This window comes from Morganella morganii, assembly GCF_019242955.1.
Taxonomy (GTDB): Bacteria; Pseudomonadota; Gammaproteobacteria; order Enterobacterales; family Enterobacteriaceae; genus Morganella; species Morganella sibonii.
This window is the reverse complement of the sequence record NZ_CP066129.1, coordinates 2,761,382-2,785,413: the sequence shown is the minus strand read 5'-3', so window position 1 is coordinate 2,785,413 and position 24,032 is coordinate 2,761,382. Positions and strand designations below refer to the sequence as shown.

Below are 24,032 nucleotides of genomic sequence, written 5' to 3'. Positions count from 1 at the left end.
TATTTATTTTTTGTTTTATTGTGTTTTATTCTTCGGTAATGTGGTGTTTTAACTATCAATTAAGTGCGTATAAGAAGTTATTAAAATAAATATTTTGTGTGTAGATCACAGATATTTAATTGTTTTTTTTGTATTTTACGTAGTGCAATAATATATTTATGGTAGGCTATTTGTGAGTGATTTTTAAATTGAAAGGTGGGATTTCATGAATTATTATCATATTGTTGTTGAAACGAATGATAGAGATGATAAAAAAAAATTTATAACGTTATTTGAATACGATAGAGTAGACCTTGATGAAATTAAGAATGATGTAGTAAAACCATATATTTTAAAAGAGGAAATATATATCGACGGAGCATATTTAAAGAGTGAGAATATTCGCTCTTTAAAAATAAAAAAATCTGAGAGAAAATCATCAGAATTAACTAGAATTGCAAATGATAATGTTCCAGATAATTTCTTTGTTTTTATTACTACTGAGAATGTAATACTCGGGGACGGTTATACTGATGATATAACAAGAGACCTTGTCAAAGAATTAAAGGATAATATAGAGTCCTCATCAAAAAAAGAAGCTACGCCATTAAATTTAAATAATAATAAAAAGATATTCGTTGTACATGGGCATGATCATTTTGCAAAATCTGAAATGGCTAGATTTTTAGATAAAGCAGGATTAGAGCCAATTATTTTACATGAACAAGCAAGTTCAAGTAGTACGATAATTGAGAAGATAGAGGCTAATAGTGATATTGGTTATGCAGTTATTCTATATACGCCATGTGATATAGGATCAATAAAAACTGATAATCCAGAATTAAAAGCTAGAGCTAGGCAAAATGTCGTTTTCGAGCATGGTTATTTTATCGGTCGTTTAGGAAGGTCTAGAGTTTCAGCTCTTCTGGTCAATGGTGTCGAAACTCCAAATGATATTAGTGGTGTTGTTTATATTGATTTAGACTTACGTGGTGCTTGGAAACTTGATTTGGCTAGAGAGTTGAAAGCAGCTGGGTATATAATTGATCATGACTCATTGATGTAATTAATGATTATTTTTTATGATATTTTTTATATATTAATGTGTTCGTGGATTAAACGCTATTTAGCAATAGTGTTGTTCAATAAAAATTTTATTTAGTGTGATATTTTTATCATGATGGAGAATTGTAAAAATGAATGGAAATTACTGTGCATTTTATGTTGCAGAACCTTTCAGCGAAAGTGCTCTTGGTGCTAATGCTACCAAAGATTTTGTTTACTATAATACCTTAAGAATGTGGAAAGGGGCTGAGCCAACTTTTCCTTTTAGTAATTCACACGCTACAACTTATAATGTCCGTGATGGGAGTGACTGGGTACGGACTTTGATGCCTCGTCTCAGAGAGCGTTTACGAAACTCAAAAAATATTATTTTGTTTTTAAGTGATAGGACAATAAATTCTCGCGCATTGAAAGAAGAAATTGATTACGGAATTAATACATTGGGTCTTCCTGTGATTGTTATATATCCTGACTATGAAACTAAGGAAAGTTTATTGAATAACAATAAGTTAAAGCAAAAAATAAGAAACTTATGGTCTAATATACCTATATTTAGAGACTCTATGGATAAAGTCCCCACTATACACATACCGATGAAAAAAGATCTTATTAGATTGACGCTTTCTGATCGTGATTTTATGGTAAAATCAAAAGTTTCTCCAGGCATATTTAGGTATCCAGTATAACATAATTTAAGTTTTCTCTGTAGAGTTTCCGGTTTAGATTATTATAGGAGTACTAATGGCTAAGGTCAGTTTTTGTAATAGACAGGTTTTTAATGAGTTTAAAGGATATGCATCATTATTATCTGGTTTTATAGGTGCTTTTGTGATTTTTGTTGATATTCCCACAGATAATAAAATCATGACGGGAGTGGGATGCATTATAGTGCTTTTCATTGGGTATATTTATCTTTGGTGTAAAGCTAACAATTTACGAGAAATCACTTTAACAATCGATGAGAGTAAAGTTGTTATTAAAACAGGAGATATTTTTGAGCAAGAAGAACTTAAGGTTATTCCATTTAATGAATACTTTGATACTCAAGTTGATGGACGAATTATTGCTGAGGCTAGCCTTAATGGGTGTTTTATTAAAAACCATATTGATTGCACAGTGAGTGAATTAGATGCTTATATAAGTAATTATAAATTTGATACTAATGAGATAAAGGAATTTAATATAGATAGAGATGAGGGGAAAAAACAAAAATTTGAAGTTGGTACTATATGTGTTTATGGTGATTACATTCTTACTGCGCTCTCTAAATTTAATAAATACAATGAAGCTCATCTCACCATGCCCGAGTATTTAGAATTTTTGATAAATTTCTGGGATAAAATAAATCGTGTTTATGCACTAAAAAGTGTTTCTGTACCTATATTTGGGTCTGGGCTTACTAGAATAAAAGGCCATAAGGCTATTGATGAACAAGATTTATTGAAGATAATGCTATGGACTTTCAGAATAAGTGAGATGAGATTTAAACACCCAGCAAAATTAACAATAATGATACACGAAGATAAAATAGAAAAAGTAAATCTTTTAGAGCTAAAGATAGCTAGGAATGGTTTGTAGTTTAATTAATGATGCATGTTGTCAATGTGATTGCATGCGTTTTTTTATAATTTTATCGTTGTTTTCTATATGAGTAAAATTATAGCATTAGATATAAATTAATATTTATTAGTTATTATAAATTTAATTTAGCTACTTTCGTCCCCTCATTTTCTTAACCCGCACCAATATTGACGCCGCTTTCTGCTCTCGTTTAACGGCCTGCTGCCGTTCTCTGACTGCTTTTACCTCATCGCGCAGCTCCAGCCGCATCCGGCCATCACGGAACAACAATTTTTGATCACCGTAATCAACGGTCATGCCCCGAATAAACATCATCATCAGCCCGTCCGCTGGCATTTCATGCCCCATTGCGGCCGTGAATTTCTGTATTTCCGGGATAAATGTGATTTCTTTGTCGCTTAAAGTGATGCGGGAATTAACCCGTTTGGCGATTTGTGCCGGTTTTACGTCTTGTGCTGCTTTCTCAGCGGCTTTATCACTGAGGCATGAACCCCACGGTTTTATTTGGTAAACCCCCGCCACGCCGTAGTTTGGCGCTAAATCTGGCGATTTATCGCCATCGGTTGAGATCACCGATCCACAGTTATTGACAGGACTCCGAGGGTCGGCGATGCCGCCCTTTAAAAGATTAAAATCAAAACCAACGGCAACCGGTGCCGGGTTTTGACTATCGCGTTTTTTAACAATCTGGTATTTACGTTCGCGGGTTTTGACGACATCACCGCCAAAAACAGGGGAGTAGATCCCGAATACTTCCGGGACTTCTTCGTCGTACTGGTTCAGCCGATCAGCGGCGCGTCTCGCGACTCTGACCGTTTGCAGGTCACGCGGGGTGCATGGGCCACCCTGAGAAAGGATGTATTCATCAAAAAAGCCTTTATCGGCGGCAAACCTGACCTTTTCCGCCACATCACCGATCTGCTCTGCGATAGAAACACCGCGCAACTTGCGGCACTCGCGGTAAGCCCCCTTTGACGGCAGGTTATAAAACTGAAACTGAGGAATGCGCCATGTTGCCGCCCATGCGGTCACGGCGGCGGCGGTATCACTCAGCGGTTTTCCGGTGTCATTATCGATTTCACCATCCAGTGCGTAACCGTCGATATTCTTAGAAATATACTTCGCGATATAACTGACCGCGCCGCCACGGTTCATGTGTTCACACTTAAACCGGTGTTTTTGTGCGCCTTGCTCTTTCCCGTCAACAGCAAGGGCTTTTTTGCGCATAATGTCGATAACCTGCGCACGGCTGGCTTTGTCAGTGAACAACAATAAATGCCAGTGCGGAGTACCATCATGATGCGGCTCAACAACGCGAATACCGTAGACTTTGAGTCCGTAATCCTTGAAAGCTGTCCGTATTTTCGACCAGACACGAACAAGATATGCCTGTCCGTTCTTTGGTGTGTAAGCCTCTTTTGACCAGTTATGATTAATAATGGCCTTTTTCTCGTCTTTCTTACCGGTAACCTTTGTCGGATGGTACTTTGACGGTGTTGTGATGGTAACAAACATGCCAATATCACCGCGTTGCATAGCCACTCTTTCAATGCCGGCGATCTGTGCCATAAGTTCCATACGGCGAATTTCAGGGTTGGAAATACTCCCCATCACTTTTTCAAACAGATCAAACCGCTCACCCGTCTCAGTGTCTTCAATATCCATCTGTTTCAGATATTCTTCGTTCGCTTTACGCTGGGCGCGGACTTCATTAATTGCCTGACGGCTGGCATACGGACGCTTATTCTTGTTGACGGCCATAACGGCAATCAGCAGCGACTCACGCCAGCGGGCACGGTGCGCCCGTAAACGTCGGTACCAGAAATCATCATTCACCAGACGGGCAAGCGCAGAATGGATATTTTTTTCACTAATTGAGCCTTTCAGATACCGGCTGTAGTGAAGCGGGGTAATATGCAGTTCTTTGGCATCAGCAGCCATGTGCCCGTATATTTCATACAGGTACTTAAATTTAAATATGGCACCATCACCAATTTCGCCAACTTTGTCGATCAACTGCTGACAGCGTTCAAAAAATACTTTCGCCAGTTGCTTTGCCAGTAATTTAACGGCCTTGTCGGATAACTCCGGTAGCGCATTAAACTGATCCATATGACGCACTGAAAATCGGTCATTAACGGCATTAACTCGCGGAAGTATTTCCCGATAAAATTTGAAATACAGATATCTGTGAGCCTCTAACAGCCCCTTTTCTTCGTAAATACTTTCATAGCGCTTACGGAACGGAAAACGCAGCATGCGCGGCAAGCGCTCAATTTCATCCTGCAAATCCTGATTTTGTTTCAGTTGTACAGGCGTTAACGGCTGTTCAAAACCCAGCACCGCTTCATGTCGCTTTTTGTTCCATTCATGCACAAAAACCGCCGGTTCCGGCGGCGGCTGCACACTGAAATCAATGACTTTTCCGGTCATGGCCGATCACCAACCGGCATTTCCCGGAGTACAGACAGCGCTGTCTGACAGCGTTTCACTATCATTTCGCTGAAAAGCAAATACTCATCCAGTGTTTTTACCGGTTTATCTTTCGGCCTGATAACCTGCATGGCGACAAGGTCAGCAACCATAACGACAGAGTTGTCATACCGGGAAACCAACGACCAGCTATTGTTTTCAAGATCAGCCTCAATCAGCGCATATGCCGGAAGTGATGCGTGCTCTTCCGGCAGTCGGCGGACTATAGCGTAGCGGGTATCAGTAATATAAATGCCGTTGCGCGGGTCGGTGATACTCATTGGCAACCACCCAGCACAGCAATAATTTCAGGTGCTTTCTTCCGGTTACCATTGGCCGCAATGGTGCGCGGTGCTTCTATTACGTGGATAGTGAAGCCTAAATCCGCATACAGCTCTTTTGCTGCCAGTGAATTCGATACTGTGACCGGGTTACCCTGAATATCATTCAAATCTTTCAGGGCAAAGGCCAGTGCTTCATTGTCGCTATCCGTGAATCCGTCAGCGTGATATTGAGTGAAATTTTTCCCCATGTACGGAGGGTCGCAATACACACCGTCACCAAAATCGACCAGCGATAACGTGTCCTGCCATACGAGGTGCTGGATGTTGGCTTTTACTGCTTTGGCAGCAAATGCGCGGATTTCTTTCTCAGGGAAGTATGGTTTTTTATAATTTCCACGCGGTGCATTAAAATCGCCTTTCTGGTTGTAACGACACAGTCCGTTATAACAGTGACGGTTTAAGTAAATAAAATAAGCGGCAATAGCTACATTTGGCAGCGCTGATTTAGCCTTATTAAAAAAATCTCTTTCCTCGTAATAACCTGGTTCACACAGTTCGATCTCGAATAAATCCTTTGCCGTCTCTAAAACCCGGTTGGTTTTAAATGATGCGATTTCGCGATACATAGTGATTAAATCATTATTCACATCTGCAATTAAATACTGCTCATAGTCAGTATTCATCATTACAGCACAAGAACCGGCGAACGGCTCAACGAGGCGTTCTGTTTTTGGCAGGTGCGGACGTAACAGATCCATAATGCCGACTTTTGAACCCGCCCATTTCAAAATAGTTTTTTCAATCATATCGCAGTTCCTTACTTATTTATTTTTCGCATATTTTTATTTCTGTAATGTCCGGGGTATCATCCGTTACCGGAATTCAGATAAAAAAAGGAACAGTCATGATGCTTCCACCCGTCCGGAACCCTGCTTTTTTGACTCCGTCAACTGCGCCTCAAGGCGAAGTAAGGCTTTTATCAACATACGATATGCTCCGTGCCTGCGACGCTTTCCTGGCTTTATCTTCATGCCGGATAAAAGAGCGCTGGATTCCATCAGAAGATTATCGAAATGAGTTGGCCCGGCTTCTAAAACAAAGCTGTCCTGATAAGTGGACAGAGCACGGAGAATGGACAGCGCTAATACAGCGCGAATACCAAAACGTGTTCCGCAATTGTGTGTATTACCGTACAAGCGAATCGGCATACTGGAACACGAAGGAAGAGCTAGAGTCAGATATTCATAATTCGATTCTGGCGTCGAAACAGACTGTTCTTCTGTTCTCGGAAGGAAAAATGGAAGCAGCTCCTGCAAGGACAGACGTTTTTGCAGTGCAGGACAACATGGGAGATTTTCTTGGCTCATTACTGGCGGGTAAAATAAATCCTGTATGGATAATGACGGCTGACACGGAAAAAACTCTGCGTAATCAGAGCGAAACATTCCTAGGTAGTATGTCGTCTTTTTAGTGGTCATTTCACACGCTCCGGTAATGTTTGTTTTTCAGTTCATCAATTGCCTGGCAATCAATGCACATGGTGCAACCGAGCACAGCGCGGCGGCGTGGCTCAGGGATTGGTTTACCGCACCCCTCACATTCAAACGCGGACACACCCGCAGCAGTGATACGGGCGGCGGCTATCTGGCTTTCAAGCACAAGCGCGGCGTGGTCATTGGCGCGGTCGATTTCGTCAGACATGGTTCAGCTCTCCCGCTTCGTTTTCGATACGGTCAGCCTCACCATTGAGCAGGTGATAAATTTCAGTTGGTGTCATTTTCTGTCTTAACGCTTTATGGGAAATGGTGCGCAAACGACCGGCAAACCCATCAAGCAAGGTTTTGCGCTCGTCTTCGCGGTTGGCTTTGATATTTTCAGCTACAGGGGTGAATATTGGTTCCGGAATTGATTTCATTTTAAAACCTCATTTTTAGGTAATAAAAAGCCCTGACCGGTTAAGGTCATTTTCTTTTTGGTCAATATTTAAATCGGGTATGAAATATTTTTCGGCATTAATGCCGTTAGTGACTTTATTTTATTAATAGCAATAATTAATTGCTGTTTTTCCTCTTTTGTCAGGTCTGCATATTTCCTTTCTTTATTACCCAATTCAGCAAGAAAGAAAATCATGTCTAACATTCGTTTATCTGACAGTCGCATGTATTCAATAAATCCGGTCAGTTCGCTATTATCCGGATTATCCTGTTCGTTTTTGAAAAAAACAGTTGTCCGCAATGCCCCGGCCTCTGTCAGTTTTTCTGTTCTTTCAGAAAATGACATACCGTTATTTTTGTAACTCTTAACGCCAGCCAGTGAACGATTAATATCTTCACTCTGTAACCGTGATGTAATATCAATTAATTCAGCTGTTGCACGCATAAGCCACCGCCGTTATTTCTTATCGAACAATGAATCTATAAAACCTGTCGCCTGTGCCAGTGCGTCAAACTTCCCGAACGAATGACAGCTATCATCCCCATCAGACAAGGTGACGTGATACTGCGTTATTTTCCGTGCCGCGTTACGCGGTAGGGTGATAATAATAAATCCGCGATATGCTTGGCTGTGTGTGCTGATTTGCCTGACCATAGCCAACCTCAACTAATCTGCGGTTTACCGAGACCCAGCCACACAAGCCAGCCGTTTCGGATTTCGTCGGGCAGAGTGGCACGCGCGAGATCCATGCCCTCATTCCAGGCTGAAACACTGATGTAATATTCGTTACGACTACCGTCCGGTTTTTTCATTGTCACATAAGGCAATTTCCCTGCCTTGCGCATATCAGAAACAGCCTGTGCTGTTTTGCCGATCATTTCTGCAAACCGGGCTTCGGTCACATAATCCGCAGAACCTGCTTTCAATGCAGCGGCAACCTTTACGTTTTCCTTTGTCATCTGTTAACCTCTCTTGCTGTGGCTCTTTGTAGCCCCCTTGCGCTCGCTGCTGCTCTGGTGGCTGGTTTCAATTCACTTATAAAATAAGAGAGTTCTAATATTATGTCAACATTCGATAGAGAGAAATTAAAACTGATCCGAGAATCTGAGAGATTAAATGTCAAGCAGGTTGCTGAGATGATTGGTGTTAATTATGTTACTTATCATGGATATGAGAGCGGAAAGGCAAAGATGTCGCTAGAGTCAGCAATGAAGTTTTTTTCAATCCCCATATTTCGAAAATATATGACATGGTTCATGTTTGATGAAATCAATCCCGAAGCTGGTCAGATAGCACCGGTCCTCGCACACAGTGGGCAAGACGAAACAATGTCACGCCGCTCAGACAAGAAAACTGGTTAACAATACATCTCGATTTTTGTGAATTTATTGATTCACAAAGTCTTTGCACCCTCGGAGGGCTTTCTTATGTCAATTAAGAAACTCGAAGATGGTCGCTATGAAGTGGACATTCGTCCGACTGGCCGCAACGGAAAGCGTGTCAGACGGAAATTTGATAAGAAGTTTGAAGCCGTTAATTATGAACGGTACGTGATGGCCAACCACTCGAAAGAGTGGGCGCCGAAGTTAACCGACAATCGCCTGTTAAGCGAAATAGCGCAACAATGGTGGGATTTATTTGGGAGTCATCTCGATCATGGACGAGATCAAAAGAACAGAATTGATATGTTTTGCCGCGTGATGTCAGACCCTGCAACACCAAAAATAGACAAATCACTTATATCCCAGTATTGCCAGATACGCACGGCTCACGGGGTTAAAGCGTCGTCGATTAATCGTGAAATTACCGCAGTGCGCGGCATTTTTACGTATTTAATTGATGCTGGTCTTTATCTCGGCGAACACCCTTTCAGCGGTTATAAGAAGCTGAAAGAGCAGGCCACGGAAATGTCATATCTGACGGATGATGATGTCAGCAGATTGCTGACTAACCTTAGTGGTGATGATTATAACATTGCCGTTCTTTGCCTCAGTACCGGTGCCCGGTGGAGTGAAGCAACCAGGTTAAAGCGGGAACATGTGATTCAGAATAAGGTACGTTTTACATTTACGAAAACCCGCAAGCCCCGGATTGTACCAATTTCTGATGATGTTGCTGACATGATATGTGATGGTAAAAACGGGCTATTATTCCCTGATATTTCGTATCAGCGCTTCCGGAAAATTTTAAAGGAAGTGAAGCCGACGTTACCGGGCGGGCAGGCAACACACGTTCTGAGACACACGTTTGCAACACATTTTATGATGAACGGCGGCAGTATCCTGACACTACAGCGATTGCTGGGACATGCCAATCTATCTCAGACGATGACATATGCACACTTTGCCCCGGATTTTCTACAGGATGCAATTGACCTTAATCCGCTGAAAGGTAAATGTAGAGTTTAGATAAAAGTGTCCACACGGTGTCCACAGACAGGCCATTTAGTGCCCTCTGTGGCACCTTACAGCTCTATGATAACCCTATGTTTTTATTGGAGAGGCGGGGTATATCAGAAATAAATAACGCCGCAAAAGCGGCGTTATTTACTCGGCGTCCCGATTAAAGCTCGATAGGTGGCGTAATTAAGCGCGCAGGAAATCGATGTGTGTCAGTTTTGGCTTGAACGGATGACGCTGTACAGCCTGTACTTTCACTTTGGTTTCTTTACCATCGATAACCAGGTTCAGAACTTCGTAAAATTCTGGTTTAGCTTCCTGGTTGATCAGGATGTCGTGATCCAGTTCGATGGAAACAGGTTCCTGGTTGCCACCATAAACGATAGCAGGGAACTTGTTTGCGCGGCGCAGGCGGCGGCTCGCACCCTTACCCTGCTCTTTACGTAATTCAGCATTGATAGTTAACATAGCTTTTCTCTTTAACAAGAGTAAAAAAAATCTCTGCTACAGGCGACCCAGCAGCAAAGTCGGTATTTGGCTCCGGCAGGGTTACCCCCGGTGAAGCGGCGTGCATTTTACCGAAAATGCGGACAAACGGCAAACGAAACCCGGTATAAAACCCAAAAAGCAGCACTCAGGGTTATGCCAGACTGTCGGATTTACGGAATCGCCCCTGATAATCAAAGATTTTTTCCCGGATCTGCCAGAAGTTATCTTTTTTGCGTGAAACAATGAAATCCGGGTAACGCAGCAATACCTGCTGACGGATCACCGATTCTGCATCCTGCCACTGAAAGGGTACACCGGGCGCGCGCAGATGCTGTGCCAGAAACTGTTTCTCGAAGACAAAACGTTGTGCCGGTGTGGTCAGCCGGAAACGCTCACTGACGGTGGTGCCGTCCTCATCGTAATAATTGATGGTCAGCCATTCACCGCGGTTATCCTGTCCGGCTGAGAGCGCCATACCACCACAGCGCAGTACCAGCGCATCTTTCAGACGCAGTGCAGCTTTCAGCATGTCATCCGGATCACTGAGAACTTCATCGCAGTGACAGCAGCGCCGTGCGGCAATATCATTTTCTCCGTTACAGGACGGGCAGAGTTTAAAACGGAAACGGAAATCACACTGATGCCGGGCGGATTCATCATCCGCATCAATAATTCCCTGGCAGCGGCGGCCGTAGTGTTCGATGATATGGCCGTCATCGGTACATAATCCCCAGAACAGGTTGGCAAAGCCGCATAACGGGCAAAATACCTGCACCGGCTGGCTTTTGCTGTTTGGTTTATGATTGCCGACTTCCGGCATATAGAGGTCATGCGGATTTCCGGCGTAATCGAGGATCAGACACTCCGTTTTCCCGGGGGACAGGCGCAGCCCGCGTCCGGCGATTTGCTGGTAGAGGCTGACAGATTCGGTCGGGCGCAAAATGGCAATCACATCCACATGCGGGGCATCAAACCCGGTGGTGAGAACGGAAACGTTGACCAGATAATGCAGTTTCCGTGCTTTGAAATCGCGGATAATCGTTTCCCGGTCTGCGGACGGGGTATCCGCACTGACCAGCGCAGCTTCACCGGGCGGGAGCAGTGACACAATTTCTGCTGCGTGCTCCACGGTGGCAGCGAAGATCATGCAGCCCTGCCGGGGCGCGGCATACTCAATAATCTGGCGGACAATACGCGGTGTGATGCGCTTTTGTTTTTTCACTTCCCGCGCCAGCACCTGCGAGTCAAACATGCCGGCGGCACTGACCGGTACCTGTGAAAAATCATATTGCAGCACGGGCATGTCCAGCCGTTGCGGCGGAACGAGATACTGATGGCTGACCATATAGCGCAGCGGCAGTTCATAGATACAATCGCGGAAGAAGCAGGTATGATCGCCGCGGATCATACCATGATAGTGATACTGATAGATCCAGCCGCTGCCCAGCCGGTACGGGGTGGCGGTCAGGCCGAGAATACGCAGGGCCGGGTTATTCTTTTGCAGATGCTGTATTACCTGCTGATACTGGCTGTCTTCGCTGAGGCTGATCCGGTGGCACTCATCAATAATCAGCAGGGAAAATTTACCGTCAAAATCGGCGGTATTACGGGCGACAGACTGCACACTGCCGAAGATGACTTTCTGTGAGGACTCTTTTTGTGATAATCCGGCTGAATAGATACCTGCATCTAACCCGTAAGCCTGATATTTACTGTGATTCTGCTCCACCAGCTCTTTGACATGCGCCAGCACCAGCACACGGCCGTGTGCCAGCCGGGCCAGTTCAGCGATCACCAGGCTTTTTCCCGCTCCGGTGGGCAGGACAATCACTGCGGGTGTTGTGTGTTTGCGGAAATAGAGCAGGGTGGCATCGACAGCCTCCTGCTGATAAGGTCGCAGGGTAAACGTCACAGGAACTCCGGCGGAACAGACAAAAAACAGGGTGTCAGCATATCACACTTTGGGCGCGACAATTGACTGCATGGCGGAGGATAAACAGCGGAACCGCCGTCAGAAAGGCACTGTGATGTTGATGGTTTGTTGTTATAATGATTACTGTGGTTATTATCGAACCAAATTCTTTCATTTTATCTGCTTATCTGCCGGCAGTCCGCTGCGGGCACGTCAGGTTTAAGAGACATTCATGCGATTAGATAAATTTCTTGCCCATCAGATGGGTATCAGCCGGAACCTCGTGGCCAGAGAGCTGCGTGCGGGAATGGTGACTGTGGATGGTGACGTCGTGAAAAACGGCGCACTGAAAGTCAGCGCGGAAAATGAAGTGGCGTATGACGGCAATGTGATGACACACGTCACCGGGCCGCGCTATTTTATGCTGAATAAGCCGCAGGGCTATGTCTGCTCAACGGATGATCCGGTTAACCCGACCATTCTCTATTTTATCGATGAACCGGTTGCCCATAAACTGCATGCCGCCGGACGGCTGGATATCGATACCACCGGGCTTGTGCTGATGACCGATGACGGTCAGTGGTCGCACCGTATTACCTCGCCGAAACATCACTGTGAGAAAACCTATCGTGTCACACTGGCGGAGCCGGTGGCGGACACGACCGCAGCCCTGTTTGAACAGGGAGTGATGCTGAACGGTGAGCAGCATCCGACCAAACCGGCAAAACTTGAGATTATCACGCCTCAGGATGTGCGGCTGACGATTTCAGAAGGACGTTACCATCAGGTCAAACGTATGTTTGCCGCTGCCGGTAATCATGTGGACGAACTGCACCGCGAGCGTATCGGCGGCATTGTGCTGGATGACAGCCTGGCGCCGGGAGAATACCGTCCGCTGACTGACGAAGAGATTCAGTCGGTTCTCTGAACACCTTTTTACTGAATTGAATACGGAGTAACAGGCGTGCAAGTGCAACGTTCGGCCTATTTCGGCCTGATTTTTATTCTGGGTCTGTTATCGATGCTGATGCCGCTGGCTATCGATATGTATCTGCCAAGCATGCCGACCATCGCCCGTGACTTTGGTGTCACTGAGGGCGACGTCCAGATGACCCTCAACAGTTATCTGATAGGCTTTGCCGCCGGGCAGCTGGTGTATGGCCCGATGGCGGATGCACTCGGCCGCAAGCCGGTGATCCTCGGGGGAACCCTGATTTTTGCTCTGGCCTCGGCAGGTTGTGCGATGTCGCAGGATATCGGTACGTTTATCGGCATGCGCGGGCTGCACGGCTTTGCTGCTGCCGCGGCAAGTGTGGTAATCAACGCCCTGATGCGGGATATGTTCACCAAAGATGAGTTTTCCCGCAGTATGTCGTTTGTGGTGCTGGTGATGACCGTGGCACCGCTGCTGGCACCGATCATGGGCGGCATGATGATGCTCTGGTTCAGCTGGCACGCGATTTTCTGGACAATCATGATTGCCGCGCTGATCGCCGCACTGCTGGTGTTGTTCTTTATCCGTGAAACCCTGCCGAAAGAGCGTCGTCAGCCGTTCCGTCTGCGGATCATGCTCGGTCAGTTTGTGACCTTGTTCCGCCAGAAGCGTGTGCTGTGTTATATGGTGGCATCCGGTTTTTCATTTGCCGGGATGTTCTCCTTTTTATCAGCCGGATCATTCGTTTACATTCAGCTCTACGGGCTGACAGAGCTGGAATTCGGCTACTGCTTTGCACTGAATATCGTTTTCCTCTTTATTATGACCACCATCAACAGCCGCTATGTCCGCCGTTTTGGTGCGCTGAATATGCTGCGCACCGGGCTGGTGGTACAACTGCTGGCCGGATGCTGGCTGTTGCTGGCCGCATCAGCAGACCTTGGTTTTGTTGCCATTATGATTGGCGTGGCCTGCTATGTGGGGAACATTGCCATGATCACATCCAATGCGATGGCGGTGATTCTGGATGATTATCCGCATATGGCAGGGACAGCCTCATCGCTGGCGGGAGTACTGCGGTTTGGTATCGGTGCGGGAGTAGGTGCTGTGGTGGCGTCGTTTGATATGACAACCGTCTGGCCGATGGTCGGCGCGATGGCGCTCTGTATTCTGGTTGCTGCATCACTGGTATTGTACGCACGGCGTTTTGCCTGATTTCCTTTCTCTGCTGCCGGTCCGGAATTTACCGGGCCGGTCATTTCTGTAATATCAGTAATAGTCGAATGATTACCCCGGACAACTACTCAGTCATCATTTGGTTGATCTGAATCATGAAAAGTTACATTAATGTGAATTTCGTTTCATGACGGACAACCATGCTGAACACGCCGCTATTTTTCGTTAATTGTATAATTAACTGATATTTAATCATATTTACAGGTGGTCGAATGATGAATACATGGAATGATATCCTTATTCATTCAACTTCAGCTATATGATATAAAATAAATCAGTTGAGAAAATTAACAAAACAGTATACAAATAGAGGCAATTGGATTGATGTTGTTAACAACCGGCAGAAAAGTACTGAATACGTTTATGCCGGATCGGGAGTAAGTCGCCGTTTTTTCATCATCCGTGAACAGTGAATGTTCGTTAATTTCGAGGGATTGGGTCGGAAATTTTATTGAAGATGATTCACCGGCACAGTATGACAGGATAATAGTGTGAATAGTAATGCGCTTTCAGTTGTTTCCCGCCTGCCACAGCATTACCGGCTTTCCGGTCATGATGACGGCCGCCGGTTAGAGGCGTTACCGGAACCTTTGCAGAGCAGGGAAGACAGCCTGACCGGTTTAAAATTACTGAGTCACGGCCACCATTCAACATATGATGCCCTGTGCGCCATCCGGTCGCATCTGGAAGGATTGCAGATTGACAGTCTGATCCTGACCTGGGAAGGGGAGCCGTGCCTGTTTTTACACAGTGATGATGAGAGCACGGCAATGTGTGCCCTGAAAACCGCAGGGGCAGCCATTGCAGAGAATATTTCTGCCCGTTACCCTTTCTGATGTGTAACACCGCCGGTCTGACAGCCGGCTCCGGTAAAATGCAGATACAAAAAAAGCTTCCTGAAAAGGAAGCTTTTTCTTTTTAAATAATACACTGCAAGGGAGTGAATGTATTATTTAATTAAACGGCGTCCGTCGTAGTAACGGTTATTCCAGTATTTATCTGTCATGTTGGAGACGATAACACCGTTTGATGTGGATGCATGGACAAATTTGTCATTACCGACATAAATACCGACATGGCGCTGACGTTTTCCGGTTTTAAATAACACCAGGTCACCGGCCTGCAGTTTGGCACGTTTTACGCTGGTGCCGACAGACTGTTGTTCTGCTGTTGAACGCGGCAGTTCCATACCGAACTGGTCGAGGAAAGTCTGGCGGACAAATGCGGAGCAGTCGATACCTGAACGGGTTGTGCCGCCGAGACGGTAAGCCACACCTTTCCAGCTGGCATACTGAGACATCAGTTTGGATTTAACATCGACATTATTGACTAACTGTTCGAATTCATCCTGAGACGCTTGCAAAATAAAATTGTTTGTACGGGTTTCAGATTGAACTTGACGGGCTGAATTTGGAGATGTACTGCATGCTGACAATGTCGCCGCGATAATCAATGCCGGAACAATCCGGGTGATATATCTCAGAATCGGTTGAGATGTGACCATGTGTGAGTTTTCCCTTGCATTCCTTATGTGACGAATGTCACTTTAAAAACAAAACATATTTACACTAATTAAATCCACGCGGGTGCACAATATGTTTATTCTAAAAACGTGCGGAACGGCACGTTTAATATCAATGAACAATTTATGAAAAGAGATTAATCAACCATCCGTAACGATCTAATTACTGGCAAAATTAATCAATTCCTAATAATTGGACGAATTGATACTACATAAAGGGGCCGGAAATGGCGAGGGAAAAAACCGGTTATTTACAAAACCTTAAACTTGTCAGTAAGGTAATCTGATTAGGATGTCCGGAATGTTTCACTAATGTGAAATTTTCTTTGTAATATCGGATAACCGGGGCATGTGGCGTACCAGAAAATTTACACACCGGTCACCCGCAGGTGTCAGTAAAATCCAGGGAAGTGTAATTAATGTCAATGACAGCGAACCGGCCATAATATCGCTGAACCAGTGTGCACCTGCCATTATCCGTGGCAGGGAAAAAATAATCACCAGCAAAACAGCGGCAGAAAAATAACGGAATCCGGCATAACGCCAGACAAACGCGGCAAAAATCATCAGCATCAGACCGTGATCACCCGGAAAACTGCTTTTTGATGCATCTTTTGTAAAGATTCCGGTGATATCACTGACGCGGTGAACCGAATCGAGCATCAGAGTCGGGCTGTAACGGTTAAACGGAATTGCCTGCCCGGCCTGGTTAATCAGCACTGCACTTACCACCATCACAATCCCCGCCATCACCAGTCTGCGTTTACCGGCGCTGTCCTGTTTACGGAAAGCGGTGTAATAGATCAGTCCCATCAGCAGAAGCGCAGCCAGGTCAAATGCACGGTTATTAATAACGGCAATAAATACGGCCAGAGAATGGTTACCGGCAAGCGGGATATTAAAAAAACGGAAGACAGTATGGTCGGGTGTTGCCCACAAACCGTGATCAACCGGCAGGTACCAGGAAAGAAACAGCATAACCCCGCTGAGGCTGACAAAAAACGGACGAGTGAAGCGCTGCACTGCCATAACAAAACCTGAAGATAATTAAATAGTTTAGCAAAAGTTTTGCCTCAGTCTGCCAGAAACGCGGGGATGAGTTTATACATAAAAAGGGAAAAGGATAATGTTGCTTTTATGTAAATATTGTTATTTATTGGTTAATGTCTATAATCATGGCAGACGAGGGTGGAATAGTTAATAAAGTCATATTATTATCATGATATAAGAAATTACAGTATATAATTCTGTCATCATGCTAAAAACACGGCTGTTTGTTATATCTCAGTAAAGATTAGTGACCTATTGTCGATAAAGAATAAGCGAATATTTTTCATCCCGCGGTAAACGGGTTGCTTCCGCGAATACTTATCCGAAGAGGTTCGTTATGAAAAAGCTACAGTTCTTTATTGCTGCTGCAGGTTTATTAATGAGCAGCGTTACGGCAGCGGCTGAAAGTGAAAGCCGCTCAGTATCCGGTGTGATCACTTTCCATGGTGCAATTGTTGAAGGTCCCTGCACAATGGACTTTAATATCAATGATATCAGCTCCCGCTGTTACCGTTCAGGAATGAAAAAAGAACAACTGAATACTCAGACTATCACCCGCAATACCCGATCCGTGTCCGACCTGATACCGGCCAATATGGGGGAAGCAAAACTTCACTGGCTGGACAGCAGAAAGCAATTAGCGATGGTTGTTGTCAGTTATCTTTAATGAAGACAGCGCCCCGCAATCAATGCATACCGGAGAAACCGGTGAAAATCGTGTGACGTACCACACCACGATGCCGGTTTTCGCTTCTTTTTTTGTGCCGGGCGCGTTATAACAAGTACAGCGGTAACGTTAACACGCTGGTCGTCAGTCCGACGGAACAACAGTGAGGTGCCTGTGATGAATCATCTTAAGGCTATTTTCAGTGGTATGTTGTTTAGCTTGTCAGTTATCCTGCCGGGAGCGGCATCCGGTATCAGCGAAGGGACAATTCTGCTCTCCGGCAGTGTGGTGAATACCGCCTGCGAAGTCAGTGTCCTGACGGCGGAGAAACCGCAGGATAGTCAGCCGTCATTTGAATACCGTTGCCTGCGCAACGGCGAACCCGTCAGCATGCAGGACAACACAGCAGAAGGTGAACTTGCTCAGGGACGTCTGCCGCAATCGATGGGGCGCACGTCTTACTCTGTCCTGAATGAAGATCGCCGGGAAGCGTATCTGCGGGTGGATTACTTCTGAGGGATGCGAATGGACGGCGGGTCAGCCGGTTTCCGCTGAGAGCAGAAAACCGGTAACCCGGTAACAGGCAGTTTTTACCGGCTGCGGGAATTAATCCGCGCGGCCCATATAACGACGTTCCGCAATATGGATGCGGATTTTTTCACCGTTACTCAGGTATTCAGGCACCTGGATCACCAGCCCGGTCGGCAGGGTTGCCGGTTTGGTCCGCGCACTGGCGGATGCCCCTTTGATACCAGGGGTGGTTTCAATGATTTCCATATCAACAGTCTGCGGCAGTTCCAGTGCCAGCACCTGGCCGTCCATTGTCAGTACCTGCATACCCGGCAGACCTTCCTCAGGAATAAACAGCAGTTCTTCTTCGATCTGATCTTTTTTCAGCGGATAAGGCGTGAAGTCTTCATCATCCATAAAGACATATTCATCGCCATCAACATAAGAGAGCTGAACAGCGCGGCGGGTCAGGGTGATCGTGTCGATAATATCATCGCCTTTAAAACGCTCTTCCACTTTCTGTCCGGTGCGGACATCGGTAAAACGCATTTTATACAGGGTGCTGGCCCCGCGGGCACTCGGCGTCTGGACATCGATATCTTTGACCATCAGCAGCTTACCGTTATAGCTTACTGCGGTTCCGCGTTTAATTTCATTGGCCTTTGCCATAATTTGTCCCGTTACATAAGTAATATCAATAGTAAAGCAGGCCTTCAGACCTGCGGATTGGCGACAAAATTACTCGCAGTTTTTCCAATGTGCAAGCCAAAATTAGCACACCCGCGCAGAGAAATGCTGCGGGTGTGCTGTCAGGATTAAATCAGCGGTAAACCGGCAGGAGATCCATCATGGACAAAATATGTGTCACGGCGTTGAGAAGCCCGAACACAATGATAAAGATGATCATCGCATTACCGCCCGGCACACGGTAGGCTGCCTCCGGGAAGCGGCGGCGGGTGGCTTTTGCCATCAGCGCGGGAACAATGACCGCCCAGATAGTGGCTGCCAGCCCGGCATAACCGATGGCATACAGGAAACCGTTCGGGTACAGCACCGCCAGAATCGCAGGCGGAACAAAGGTAAACACAGCAGATTTCAGGCGGCCGGTGCCGTTATCCTTAAATTTAAAGAAGTCCGCGATATAATCAAACAGCCCCAGAGAGACTCCCAGGAATGAGCTGGCCAGCGCCATATAACTGAATGCATTGAGTAACTGCACGGTGGTATCACTGCTGATTGCGGCTTTCATCTGATTTAACAGTGCGGTGATATTGCCGCCTTCCGCGATAATCTGCTTAAAGTTTTCCCGCGGGACGTTACCCTGGGCGGCTAACTGCCATAAGATATAGATCACCAGCGAAATCAGGGAGCCGATAAGCAGGCTGCGGACCACGGATTTCGCATCATTACGGTAGTATTTTACCAGCCCCGGGACGTTACCGTGGAAACCGAATGACGTCAGCAGGAACGGAAGTGCCACCAGCGCATACGGCAGATACCGGGCTTCCGGCTCCTGCGTGTTAAATAACACCGCGGTTTTCACTTCAGTGATCATTCCTCCTGCGGACATCACGAAAGCAATCACCATACCGCCGATCAGAATGGTACACAGGCGATCTACCGCTTTGGTTGAGATCCAGACAATGACAGCCACCACAACGGCAAAGAAAATGCCGCTCATGGCGGGCGTGATATCAAGCCCGCGTGCTGTCAGGTTTTCCTGCAGCATCGAACCGCCTGCCGAAATATAGGCATAAGTCAGAATATAGAGCACAAAAGCAATCGACAGACCGTTAATCACCGACCAGCCGTTACCCAGCAGATCTTTGGTAATCGTGTGAAAGCTGGAACCGGACGGATAATTCAGGTTCGCCTCAAGGATCATCAGTCCGGAGGTATACATACAGAACCAGGTGTAAATCAGCAGCAGGACAGAGCCTGTAAACCAGACACCGGCCGTCATCACAGGGATGGAAAACATGCCTGCACCGACAGCGGTACCGGCGATAATCATGGCACCGCCCAGGACGGAAGGGCGTTTGGTTTGTGTTATTGCGTCGCTGCTCATTAAATCCTCCGGTTACTCAGCTCCGTGTACTAGCTTGATGATACGGCGGCAAAAAAAGGTTGTAAAGCGGATAAACCGATAAATCAGCGTAATTGTGTGTGATTGAGTGATAAATAAGCAATTGCCGCGCCGGATGTCCGGTACGGCAGATAACAGATTATTTTGTCAGATAAAACTGACTGGTCCGCCACAGATGAATAGCATTGCGGCTGGCCTCAAAATGCGGCTCCGGCAGATTATCCGGAGAACACCAGATAATGCCGTCAAATTTATCCGGTTCCTGAATAACCGGCAGGGTGTCGCTGTCATACTGCGCCAGCAGGCAGACAGATACCGTGTGTTTACCTTCTGCCTGATAGGTTTCCAGGTTATTGCACAGCCCGATGACTTTGGGATCAGTGAGAGTAATGCCGATCTCTTCCTGAATTTCGCGGACAGCACAGGCCTCAAATGTTTCACCGGGATCAACATGTCCCCCGAAAATGGACCAGTAAGGCGCATGTTTACCGCTGCGTTTACCCAGCAGCACCTCACCTTTGCTGTTCACAATAACCACTCCGGTACCGACGACGACAGGCATTATTTTTTCCTTCTTTTTAATCAGATTGCGGGCGCTATGGTACACTGCCGCCCGCCGGAGTGACAGCCTGTCTGTTTTTGACAGCCTCTTCCTGCAAATTGAATGATTCAGAGCATAGAATATCCGCGTGTGTGTGTTATAACTGAAACGATTCAAAAGCGGTTATTGTATCCTGCCGCACAATATTACTAATGATTATAACCCGTTAGCCAAAAATAACAGAGGGAGCACCCGGCTGATGACCCGTCGAGTAGCCACAATTACCTTAAATCCGGCCTATGACCTTGTCGGGATGTGTCCGTCCCTTGTCCCGGGCGAGGTGAACCGTGTCAGAACGGTCGGGTTACATCCTGCGGGAAAAGGCATTAATGTTGCCAAAGTCCTGCGTGACCTCGGTGTGGATGTGACTGTCAGCGGCTTTCTGGGGAAAGATAATCAGGAAGAGTTCCAGCATTTCTTCAGTGAAAACGGGCTGGCAAACCGCTTCCATGTGATTCCGGGACGCACCCGGATCAATGTGAAACTGACCGAAAACAGCGGCTCGGTAACGGATCTGAATTTTTCCGGTTTCCGTATCACTGAAAGCGAGTGGCAGAAGTTTATGGCGGATTCGCTGACCTGGCTCGGACAGTTCGACATGGTGGTCGTCAGCGGCAGCCTGCCGGAAGGGGTGGACCCCGCGTGGTTTACCACCTGGATGAGCCGCCTGCGCCAGCTGTGCCCGTGCATTATTTTTGACAGCAGCCGTGAGGCGCTGGTGGCCGGCCTGAAAGCCACGCCGTGGCTGGTGAAACCCAACCGCCATGAGCTTGAAATCTGGGCGGGGAAACCGCTGCCGGAGCTGAAAGATGTGATTCATGCCGCGCATGCCCTGCGTGATAAAGGGATCGCCCATGTGGTGATTTCACTGGGGCAGGAGGGGGCACTGTGGGTGAATGCGTCCGGCGCCTGGCGTGCACTGCCGCCGCACTGTGAGGTAATCAGTACAGTCGGGGCAGGGGATTCGATGGTCGGCGGCCTGGTTTACGGTCTGCTGATGAGTCAGAGCAGTGAACACACGCTGCGTATGGCTACTGCGGTGTCTGCACTGGCAGTGAGCCAGCCCGGCGTCGGTGTCCGTGACCGTGCCGAACTGGCGGCGATGATGGCAAAAATCAAACTCAGCCCGGTGGTATAAACCGGGTTATTTTGCCAGCGATTTCAGCCAGGCAATTTCCTGTGCCCAGATGTCCGGATTCACGGTTTCCAGCACCAGCGGGATGCCGTCAAACCGGTTATCTTTCATAATAAATTCAAACGGTGCATTACCGATTTTACCCTGACCGAGACTGTCGTGGCGGTCAACGCGGCTGGCAAATTCGCTTTTGGCATCATTCAGGTGCATGCCTTTCAGATACTCAAATCCGACGATGCTTTCAAATTCCGCAAATGTGGCTTTGCAGGTGTCCTGTGTCCGCAGATCATACCCGGCGGCAAATGCGTGGCAGGTATCAATACAGACACCAACACGGGATTTATCCTCCACACCCTCAATAATGGCGGCCAGTTGCTCAAAGCGGAACCCGAGATTACTGCCTTGCCCGGCGGTATTTTCAATCACGGCAATTACGCCGCGGGTTTTATCCAGCGCGATGTTAATTGATTCTGCTATCCGTGCCAGACACGCTTTTTCTTCAATCTTATTCAGGTGACTGCCGGGATGGAAATTCAGCCGGTCGATACCGAGCTGTTCGCAGCGCTGTAATTCATCAATAAACGCCTCACGGGATTTCTCCAGTGCTTCCGTTTCCGGATGCCCGAGGTTAATCAGATAGCTGTCGTGGGGCAGGATCTGCCCGTGGCTGTAGCCGTATTTTTTGCAATTGGCCTTAAAGGCGGCGATGACGTTTTCAGACAGGGGGGCGGCTTTCCACTGGCGCTGGTTTTTGGTGAACAGGGCAAATGCGGTTGCCCCCAGTTCATGCGCCCGGATAACCGCCTGATCAACACCACCGGCGGCGCTGACATGTGCTCCGACATATTTCATTGGTTTTTCTCCTTCTTTGGTGCCGATTATGGCATAAGGAACCGGAGAATGCAGTGACAGGATATCCCGGCCGCACAACCGGGATATCACAGAAAGAAAGGCAGGATCAGCCGGTGATCAGCGGGATAAGCAGATTGATTGCCGCGCCGCCGCCAATCAGCCAGACGAACAGTACCAGTGCCATCAGCATCGGTTTGATACCGGCCTGGCGGATTGCGCTGACATGCGTGGTCAGACCGAGTGCCACCATCGCCATCGCCAGCAGAATGGTATCGAGAACGATAATCTGGCGGACAATCACCTCCGGGATCAGATGGAAAGAGTTAAATCCGGCCACCAGGATAAAGAAGACGGCAAACCACGGAATGGTGATTTTGGATTTTTCTTTCGCTGCACCTCCGGCGCTGCTTTTCTGACGGCTCAGATACTGCGACAGGATTAGCAGGAACGGCGCCAGCATCATCACGCGGATCATTTTGCTGATCACGGCACTGTTTTCCGCATCCGGGCTGATGGTGTGACCAATCGCCACCACCTGAGCCACTTCATGCACGGAAGACCCGGCATACACCCCGAAACTCATGTCGGTGAACGGCAGCCAGCCCAGTGCGGCATTGAGATGGAACAACCACGGGTACAGGAAGATACCGATGGTACCGAAAATAACCACGGTGGAGACGGCAACCGCCACTTTACTTGCCGGTGCTTTCACGACCGGTTCAGTTGCCATCACTGCCGCCGCGCCGCAGATACTGCTGCCGGCACCAATCAGAATGACGGTTTCTCTGTCCAGCCCGAACCATTTACGGCCGATATACATGGCGATCAGGAAGGTGCTGGTCAGCATTACCGCATCAATAATCACGCCGCTGATCCCGACATCAGCAATTTGCTGGAACGTCAGACGGAAGCCATACAGGATGATCCCCGCCCGTAAAAAATAGTGTTTGGCAAAACCCACCCCGGCTTCGCACTGCGGTCTGATATGCGGATAAACAGTGTTGCCGGCGATAATTCCCAGCAAAATAGCCAGTGTCAGTGCGCCCAGTCCGAGGTTGATAAACCAGGGCATTTCCCCGAGCAGCATCGAGGCAGTGGTCAGAACCCCTGCCAGGACAAAGCCCGGAAGCAGTCTCAGCCACATCGGTTTTGCTGTATGGCGGGCTTTTTCAGATTTGATATGACTTTCAGACATAAGTAACTCACAAAAAGGAATAACAATGTGCAAAGCATAGCGGAAAGCGTAATATTTTTAAAATTGATAATAATTCTATAATTAATCTAAAAATCAGGTTAGCGGTAATGGCAATGTTAAATTATAAG

28 protein-coding genes are annotated in these 24,032 nt (G+C 47.0%); 11 read left to right on the top strand and 17 right to left on the bottom strand.

The window, feature by feature from the left end; genetic code table 11:
- Nucleotides 1-205: 205 nt before the first annotated feature.
- The 3 genes from JC793_RS13140 to JC793_RS13130 all read left to right on the top strand — a co-directional run bounded on the left by JC793_RS13140 (nucleotide 206) and on the right by JC793_RS13130 (nucleotide 2,622).
- Entirely contained in the window at nucleotides 206-1,045 is an 840-nt protein-coding gene (locus JC793_RS13140) for a TIR domain-containing protein (protein WP_218426375.1), read from the top strand.
- A 130-nt stretch (nucleotides 1,046-1,175) separates the two neighbouring features.
- Nucleotides 1,176-1,730, top strand: a complete 555-nt coding sequence (locus tag JC793_RS13135; protein ID WP_247717252.1) for a TIR domain-containing protein — start codon at nucleotides 1,176-1,178, stop codon at nucleotides 1,728-1,730.
- 55 nt (nucleotides 1,731-1,785) lie between these two features.
- Nucleotides 1,786-2,622, top strand: coding sequence for a macro domain-containing protein (locus JC793_RS13130; protein ID WP_218426374.1), 837 nt, complete (start codon nucleotides 1,786-1,788; stop codon nucleotides 2,620-2,622).
- A gap of 132 nt (nucleotides 2,623-2,754) precedes the next feature.
- Here JC793_RS13130 and JC793_RS13125 read toward each other — a convergent pair whose 3' ends face one another.
- The 8 genes from JC793_RS13125 to JC793_RS13090 all read right to left on the bottom strand — a co-directional run bounded on the left by JC793_RS13125 (nucleotide 2,755) and on the right by JC793_RS13090 (nucleotide 8,275).
- Nucleotides 2,755-5,058: a replication endonuclease gene (locus JC793_RS13125; protein ID WP_218426373.1), complete on the bottom strand. Its 2,304-nt coding sequence runs from the start codon at nucleotides 5,056-5,058 to the stop codon at nucleotides 2,755-2,757.
- Complete coding sequence (locus JC793_RS13120) at nucleotides 5,055-5,378, bottom strand: DUF5405 family protein (RefSeq protein ID WP_218426372.1); 324 nt, start codon at nucleotides 5,376-5,378, stop codon at nucleotides 5,055-5,057. The genes JC793_RS13125 and JC793_RS13120 overlap by 4 nt, the downstream gene beginning before the upstream one ends.
- The gene (locus JC793_RS13115; RefSeq protein WP_218426371.1) at nucleotides 5,375-6,187 is read right to left on the bottom strand and encodes a Dam family site-specific DNA-(adenine-N6)-methyltransferase; all 813 of its coding nucleotides are present in this window, start codon (nucleotides 6,185-6,187) and stop codon (nucleotides 5,375-5,377) included. Before JC793_RS13115 ends, JC793_RS13120 begins: the two co-directional genes overlap by 4 nt.
- Nucleotides 6,188-6,283: 96 nt before the next feature.
- On the bottom strand, nucleotides 6,284-6,859 hold the full coding sequence (locus JC793_RS13110) for a hypothetical protein (RefSeq protein WP_218426370.1): 576 nt from the start codon (nucleotides 6,857-6,859) through the stop codon (nucleotides 6,284-6,286).
- Nucleotide 6,860: 1 nt separating this feature from the next.
- Nucleotides 6,861-7,082 (bottom strand): TraR/DksA family transcriptional regulator, encoded by a 222-nt coding sequence (locus JC793_RS13105; RefSeq protein WP_218426369.1) that lies wholly within the window; start codon nucleotides 7,080-7,082, stop codon nucleotides 6,861-6,863.
- A complete protein-coding gene (locus JC793_RS13100; RefSeq protein ID WP_045138030.1) occupies nucleotides 7,075-7,296 on the bottom strand; it encodes a DUF2732 family protein in 222 nt (73 codons plus the stop codon). Before JC793_RS13100 ends, JC793_RS13105 begins: the two co-directional genes overlap by 8 nt.
- A 68-nt stretch (nucleotides 7,297-7,364) precedes the next feature.
- Nucleotides 7,365-7,760, bottom strand: a complete 396-nt coding sequence (locus tag JC793_RS13095; protein ID WP_218426368.1) for a DUF5347 family protein — start codon at nucleotides 7,758-7,760, stop codon at nucleotides 7,365-7,367.
- 218 nt (nucleotides 7,761-7,978) lie between these two features.
- On the bottom strand, nucleotides 7,979-8,275 hold the full coding sequence (locus JC793_RS13090) for a Cox family DNA-binding protein (protein ID WP_218426367.1): 297 nt from the start codon (nucleotides 8,273-8,275) through the stop codon (nucleotides 7,979-7,981).
- Between the two features lie 102 nt (nucleotides 8,276-8,377).
- On the opposite strand from JC793_RS13090, the gene JC793_RS13085 reads away from it, so the two are divergent.
- Both JC793_RS13085 and JC793_RS13080 read left to right on the top strand, forming a co-directional pair.
- Nucleotides 8,378-8,677, top strand: coding sequence for a helix-turn-helix transcriptional regulator (locus tag JC793_RS13085; RefSeq protein WP_052925942.1), 300 nt, complete (start codon nucleotides 8,378-8,380; stop codon nucleotides 8,675-8,677).
- A 66-nt stretch (nucleotides 8,678-8,743) separates the two neighbouring features.
- Nucleotides 8,744-9,724, top strand: a complete 981-nt coding sequence (locus JC793_RS13080) for a phage integrase (protein ID WP_045138027.1) — start codon at nucleotides 8,744-8,746, stop codon at nucleotides 9,722-9,724.
- 177 nt (nucleotides 9,725-9,901) lie between these two features.
- On the opposite strand, the gene rplY is transcribed toward JC793_RS13080, so the two are convergent.
- A complete protein-coding gene (gene rplY / locus JC793_RS13075; protein WP_046894897.1) occupies nucleotides 9,902-10,183 on the bottom strand; it encodes a 50S ribosomal protein L25 in 282 nt (93 codons plus the stop codon).
- 172 nt (nucleotides 10,184-10,355) lie between these two features.
- Nucleotides 10,356-12,116 carry a DNA repair helicase RadD gene (radD, locus tag JC793_RS13070; protein WP_166708182.1) on the bottom strand — a complete coding sequence of 587 codons (1,761 nt, stop codon included), beginning with the start codon at nucleotides 12,114-12,116 and terminating at the stop codon, nucleotides 10,356-10,358.
- A gap of 232 nt (nucleotides 12,117-12,348) precedes the next feature.
- Between radD and rsuA the strand changes: the two genes are divergently transcribed.
- From rsuA to JC793_RS13055, 3 genes are all read left to right on the top strand, one after another.
- The gene (gene rsuA, locus JC793_RS13065; RefSeq protein ID WP_166708181.1) at nucleotides 12,349-13,044 is read left to right on the top strand and encodes a 16S rRNA pseudouridine(516) synthase RsuA; all 696 of its coding nucleotides are present in this window, start codon (nucleotides 12,349-12,351) and stop codon (nucleotides 13,042-13,044) included.
- A gap of 36 nt (nucleotides 13,045-13,080) precedes the next feature.
- Nucleotides 13,081-14,265, top strand: coding sequence for a Bcr/CflA family multidrug efflux MFS transporter (locus JC793_RS13060; RefSeq protein ID WP_046894900.1), 1,185 nt, complete (start codon nucleotides 13,081-13,083; stop codon nucleotides 14,263-14,265).
- Between the two features lie 512 nt (nucleotides 14,266-14,777).
- Nucleotides 14,778-15,122: a YejG family protein gene (locus JC793_RS13055; protein WP_046894901.1), complete on the top strand. Its 345-nt coding sequence runs from the start codon at nucleotides 14,778-14,780 to the stop codon at nucleotides 15,120-15,122.
- Between the two features lie 113 nt (nucleotides 15,123-15,235).
- On the opposite strand, the gene mepS is transcribed toward JC793_RS13055, so the two are convergent.
- Nucleotides 15,236-15,790, bottom strand: a complete 555-nt coding sequence (mepS, locus tag JC793_RS13050) for a bifunctional murein DD-endopeptidase/murein LD-carboxypeptidase (protein ID WP_107678733.1) — start codon at nucleotides 15,788-15,790, stop codon at nucleotides 15,236-15,238.
- A 327-nt stretch (nucleotides 15,791-16,117) separates the two neighbouring features.
- Entirely contained in the window at nucleotides 16,118-16,837 is a 720-nt protein-coding gene (locus JC793_RS13045) for a phosphatase PAP2 family protein (RefSeq protein WP_166708180.1), read from the bottom strand.
- Between the two features lie 358 nt (nucleotides 16,838-17,195).
- Between JC793_RS13045 and JC793_RS13040 the strand changes: the two genes are divergently transcribed.
- Nucleotides 17,196-17,525, top strand: a complete 330-nt coding sequence (locus tag JC793_RS13040) for a type 1 fimbrial protein (RefSeq protein ID WP_046894903.1) — start codon at nucleotides 17,196-17,198, stop codon at nucleotides 17,523-17,525.
- A 177-nt stretch (nucleotides 17,526-17,702) separates the two neighbouring features.
- Nucleotides 17,703-18,041, top strand: a complete 339-nt coding sequence (locus JC793_RS13035; protein ID WP_218426366.1) for a type 1 fimbrial protein — start codon at nucleotides 17,703-17,705, stop codon at nucleotides 18,039-18,041.
- A gap of 90 nt (nucleotides 18,042-18,131) precedes the next feature.
- Here the strand turns inward: JC793_RS13035 and yeiP are convergent, their stop codons facing one another.
- The 3 genes from yeiP to JC793_RS13020 form a co-directional block, all read right to left on the bottom strand.
- Nucleotides 18,132-18,704 carry an elongation factor P-like protein YeiP gene (gene yeiP, locus JC793_RS13030; RefSeq protein WP_046894905.1) on the bottom strand — a complete coding sequence of 191 codons (573 nt, stop codon included), beginning with the start codon at nucleotides 18,702-18,704 and terminating at the stop codon, nucleotides 18,132-18,134.
- Nucleotides 18,705-18,855: 151 nt separating this feature from the next.
- A complete protein-coding gene (mtr, locus tag JC793_RS13025; protein ID WP_218426365.1) occupies nucleotides 18,856-20,103 on the bottom strand; it encodes a tryptophan permease in 1,248 nt (415 codons plus the stop codon).
- A gap of 157 nt (nucleotides 20,104-20,260) precedes the next feature.
- Entirely contained in the window at nucleotides 20,261-20,683 is a 423-nt protein-coding gene (locus tag JC793_RS13020; protein WP_218426364.1) for a nucleotide triphosphate diphosphatase NUDT15, read from the bottom strand.
- A gap of 238 nt (nucleotides 20,684-20,921) precedes the next feature.
- On the opposite strand from JC793_RS13020, the gene fruK reads away from it, so the two are divergent.
- Nucleotides 20,922-21,860: a 1-phosphofructokinase gene (fruK, locus tag JC793_RS13015; protein WP_046894908.1), complete on the top strand. Its 939-nt coding sequence runs from the start codon at nucleotides 20,922-20,924 to the stop codon at nucleotides 21,858-21,860.
- 6 nt (nucleotides 21,861-21,866) lie between these two features.
- Here the strand turns inward: fruK and nfo are convergent, their stop codons facing one another.
- Both nfo and JC793_RS13005 read right to left on the bottom strand, forming a co-directional pair.
- Nucleotides 21,867-22,709 (bottom strand): deoxyribonuclease IV, encoded by an 843-nt coding sequence (gene nfo / locus JC793_RS13010; RefSeq protein WP_218426363.1) that lies wholly within the window; start codon nucleotides 22,707-22,709, stop codon nucleotides 21,867-21,869.
- A 106-nt stretch (nucleotides 22,710-22,815) separates the two neighbouring features.
- The gene (locus tag JC793_RS13005; protein ID WP_046894910.1) at nucleotides 22,816-23,904 is read right to left on the bottom strand and encodes a YeiH family protein; all 1,089 of its coding nucleotides are present in this window, start codon (nucleotides 23,902-23,904) and stop codon (nucleotides 22,816-22,818) included.
- Between the last annotated feature and the right edge of the window lie 128 nt (nucleotides 23,905-24,032).

Bases quoted from the DNA above. Each gene is read 5' to 3' on its own strand.
- JC793_RS13125 (WP_218426373.1), bottom strand. From the start codon at position 5,058: ATGACCGGAAAAGTCATTGATTTCAGTGTGCAGCCGCCGCCGGAACCG.
- mepS (WP_107678733.1), bottom strand. From the start codon at position 15,790: ATGGTCACATCTCAACCGATTCTGAGATATATCACCCGGATTGTTCCG.
- JC793_RS13020 (WP_218426364.1), bottom strand. From the start codon at position 20,683: ATGCCTGTCGTCGTCGGTACCGGAGTGGTTATTGTGAACAGCAAAGGT.
- JC793_RS13095 (WP_218426368.1), bottom strand. From the start codon at position 7,760: ATGCGTGCAACAGCTGAATTAATTGATATTACATCACGGTTACAGAGT.
- JC793_RS13090 (WP_218426367.1), bottom strand. From the start codon at position 8,275: ATGACAAAGGAAAACGTAAAGGTTGCCGCTGCATTGAAAGCAGGTTCT.
- JC793_RS13080 (WP_045138027.1), top strand. From the start codon at position 8,744: ATGTCAATTAAGAAACTCGAAGATGGTCGCTATGAAGTGGACATTCGT.
- JC793_RS13120 (WP_218426372.1), bottom strand. From the start codon at position 5,378: ATGAGTATCACCGACCCGCGCAACGGCATTTATATTACTGATACCCGC.
- JC793_RS13035 (WP_218426366.1), top strand. From the start codon at position 17,703: ATGAATCATCTTAAGGCTATTTTCAGTGGTATGTTGTTTAGCTTGTCA.
- JC793_RS13130 (WP_218426374.1), top strand. From the start codon at position 1,786: ATGGCTAAGGTCAGTTTTTGTAATAGACAGGTTTTTAATGAGTTTAAA.
- JC793_RS13045 (WP_166708180.1), bottom strand. From the start codon at position 16,837: ATGGCAGTGCAGCGCTTCACTCGTCCGTTTTTTGTCAGCCTCAGCGGG.
- JC793_RS13100 (WP_045138030.1), bottom strand. From the start codon at position 7,296: ATGAAATCAATTCCGGAACCAATATTCACCCCTGTAGCTGAAAATATC.
- JC793_RS13005 (WP_046894910.1), bottom strand. From the start codon at position 23,904: ATGTCTGAAAGTCATATCAAATCTGAAAAAGCCCGCCATACAGCAAAA.
- JC793_RS13105 (WP_218426369.1), bottom strand. From the start codon at position 7,082: ATGTCTGACGAAATCGACCGCGCCAATGACCACGCCGCGCTTGTGCTT.
- JC793_RS13115 (WP_218426371.1), bottom strand. From the start codon at position 6,187: ATGATTGAAAAAACTATTTTGAAATGGGCGGGTTCAAAAGTCGGCATT.
- JC793_RS13110 (WP_218426370.1), bottom strand. From the start codon at position 6,859: ATGACCACTAAAAAGACGACATACTACCTAGGAATGTTTCGCTCTGAT.
- JC793_RS13140 (WP_218426375.1), top strand. From the start codon at position 206: ATGAATTATTATCATATTGTTGTTGAAACGAATGATAGAGATGATAAA.
- JC793_RS13085 (WP_052925942.1), top strand. From the start codon at position 8,378: ATGTCAACATTCGATAGAGAGAAATTAAAACTGATCCGAGAATCTGAG.
- fruK (WP_046894908.1), top strand. From the start codon at position 20,922: ATGACCCGTCGAGTAGCCACAATTACCTTAAATCCGGCCTATGACCTT.
- rsuA (WP_166708181.1), top strand. From the start codon at position 12,349: ATGCGATTAGATAAATTTCTTGCCCATCAGATGGGTATCAGCCGGAAC.
- JC793_RS13135 (WP_247717252.1), top strand. From the start codon at position 1,176: ATGAATGGAAATTACTGTGCATTTTATGTTGCAGAACCTTTCAGCGAA.
- nfo (WP_218426363.1), bottom strand. From the start codon at position 22,709: ATGAAATATGTCGGAGCACATGTCAGCGCCGCCGGTGGTGTTGATCAG.
- yeiP (WP_046894905.1), bottom strand. From the start codon at position 18,704: ATGGCAAAGGCCAATGAAATTAAACGCGGAACCGCAGTAAGCTATAAC.
- mtr (WP_218426365.1), bottom strand. From the start codon at position 20,103: ATGAGCAGCGACGCAATAACACAAACCAAACGCCCTTCCGTCCTGGGC.
- JC793_RS13040 (WP_046894903.1), top strand. From the start codon at position 17,196: ATGAAAAAGCTACAGTTCTTTATTGCTGCTGCAGGTTTATTAATGAGC.
- rplY (WP_046894897.1), bottom strand. From the start codon at position 10,183: ATGTTAACTATCAATGCTGAATTACGTAAAGAGCAGGGTAAGGGTGCG.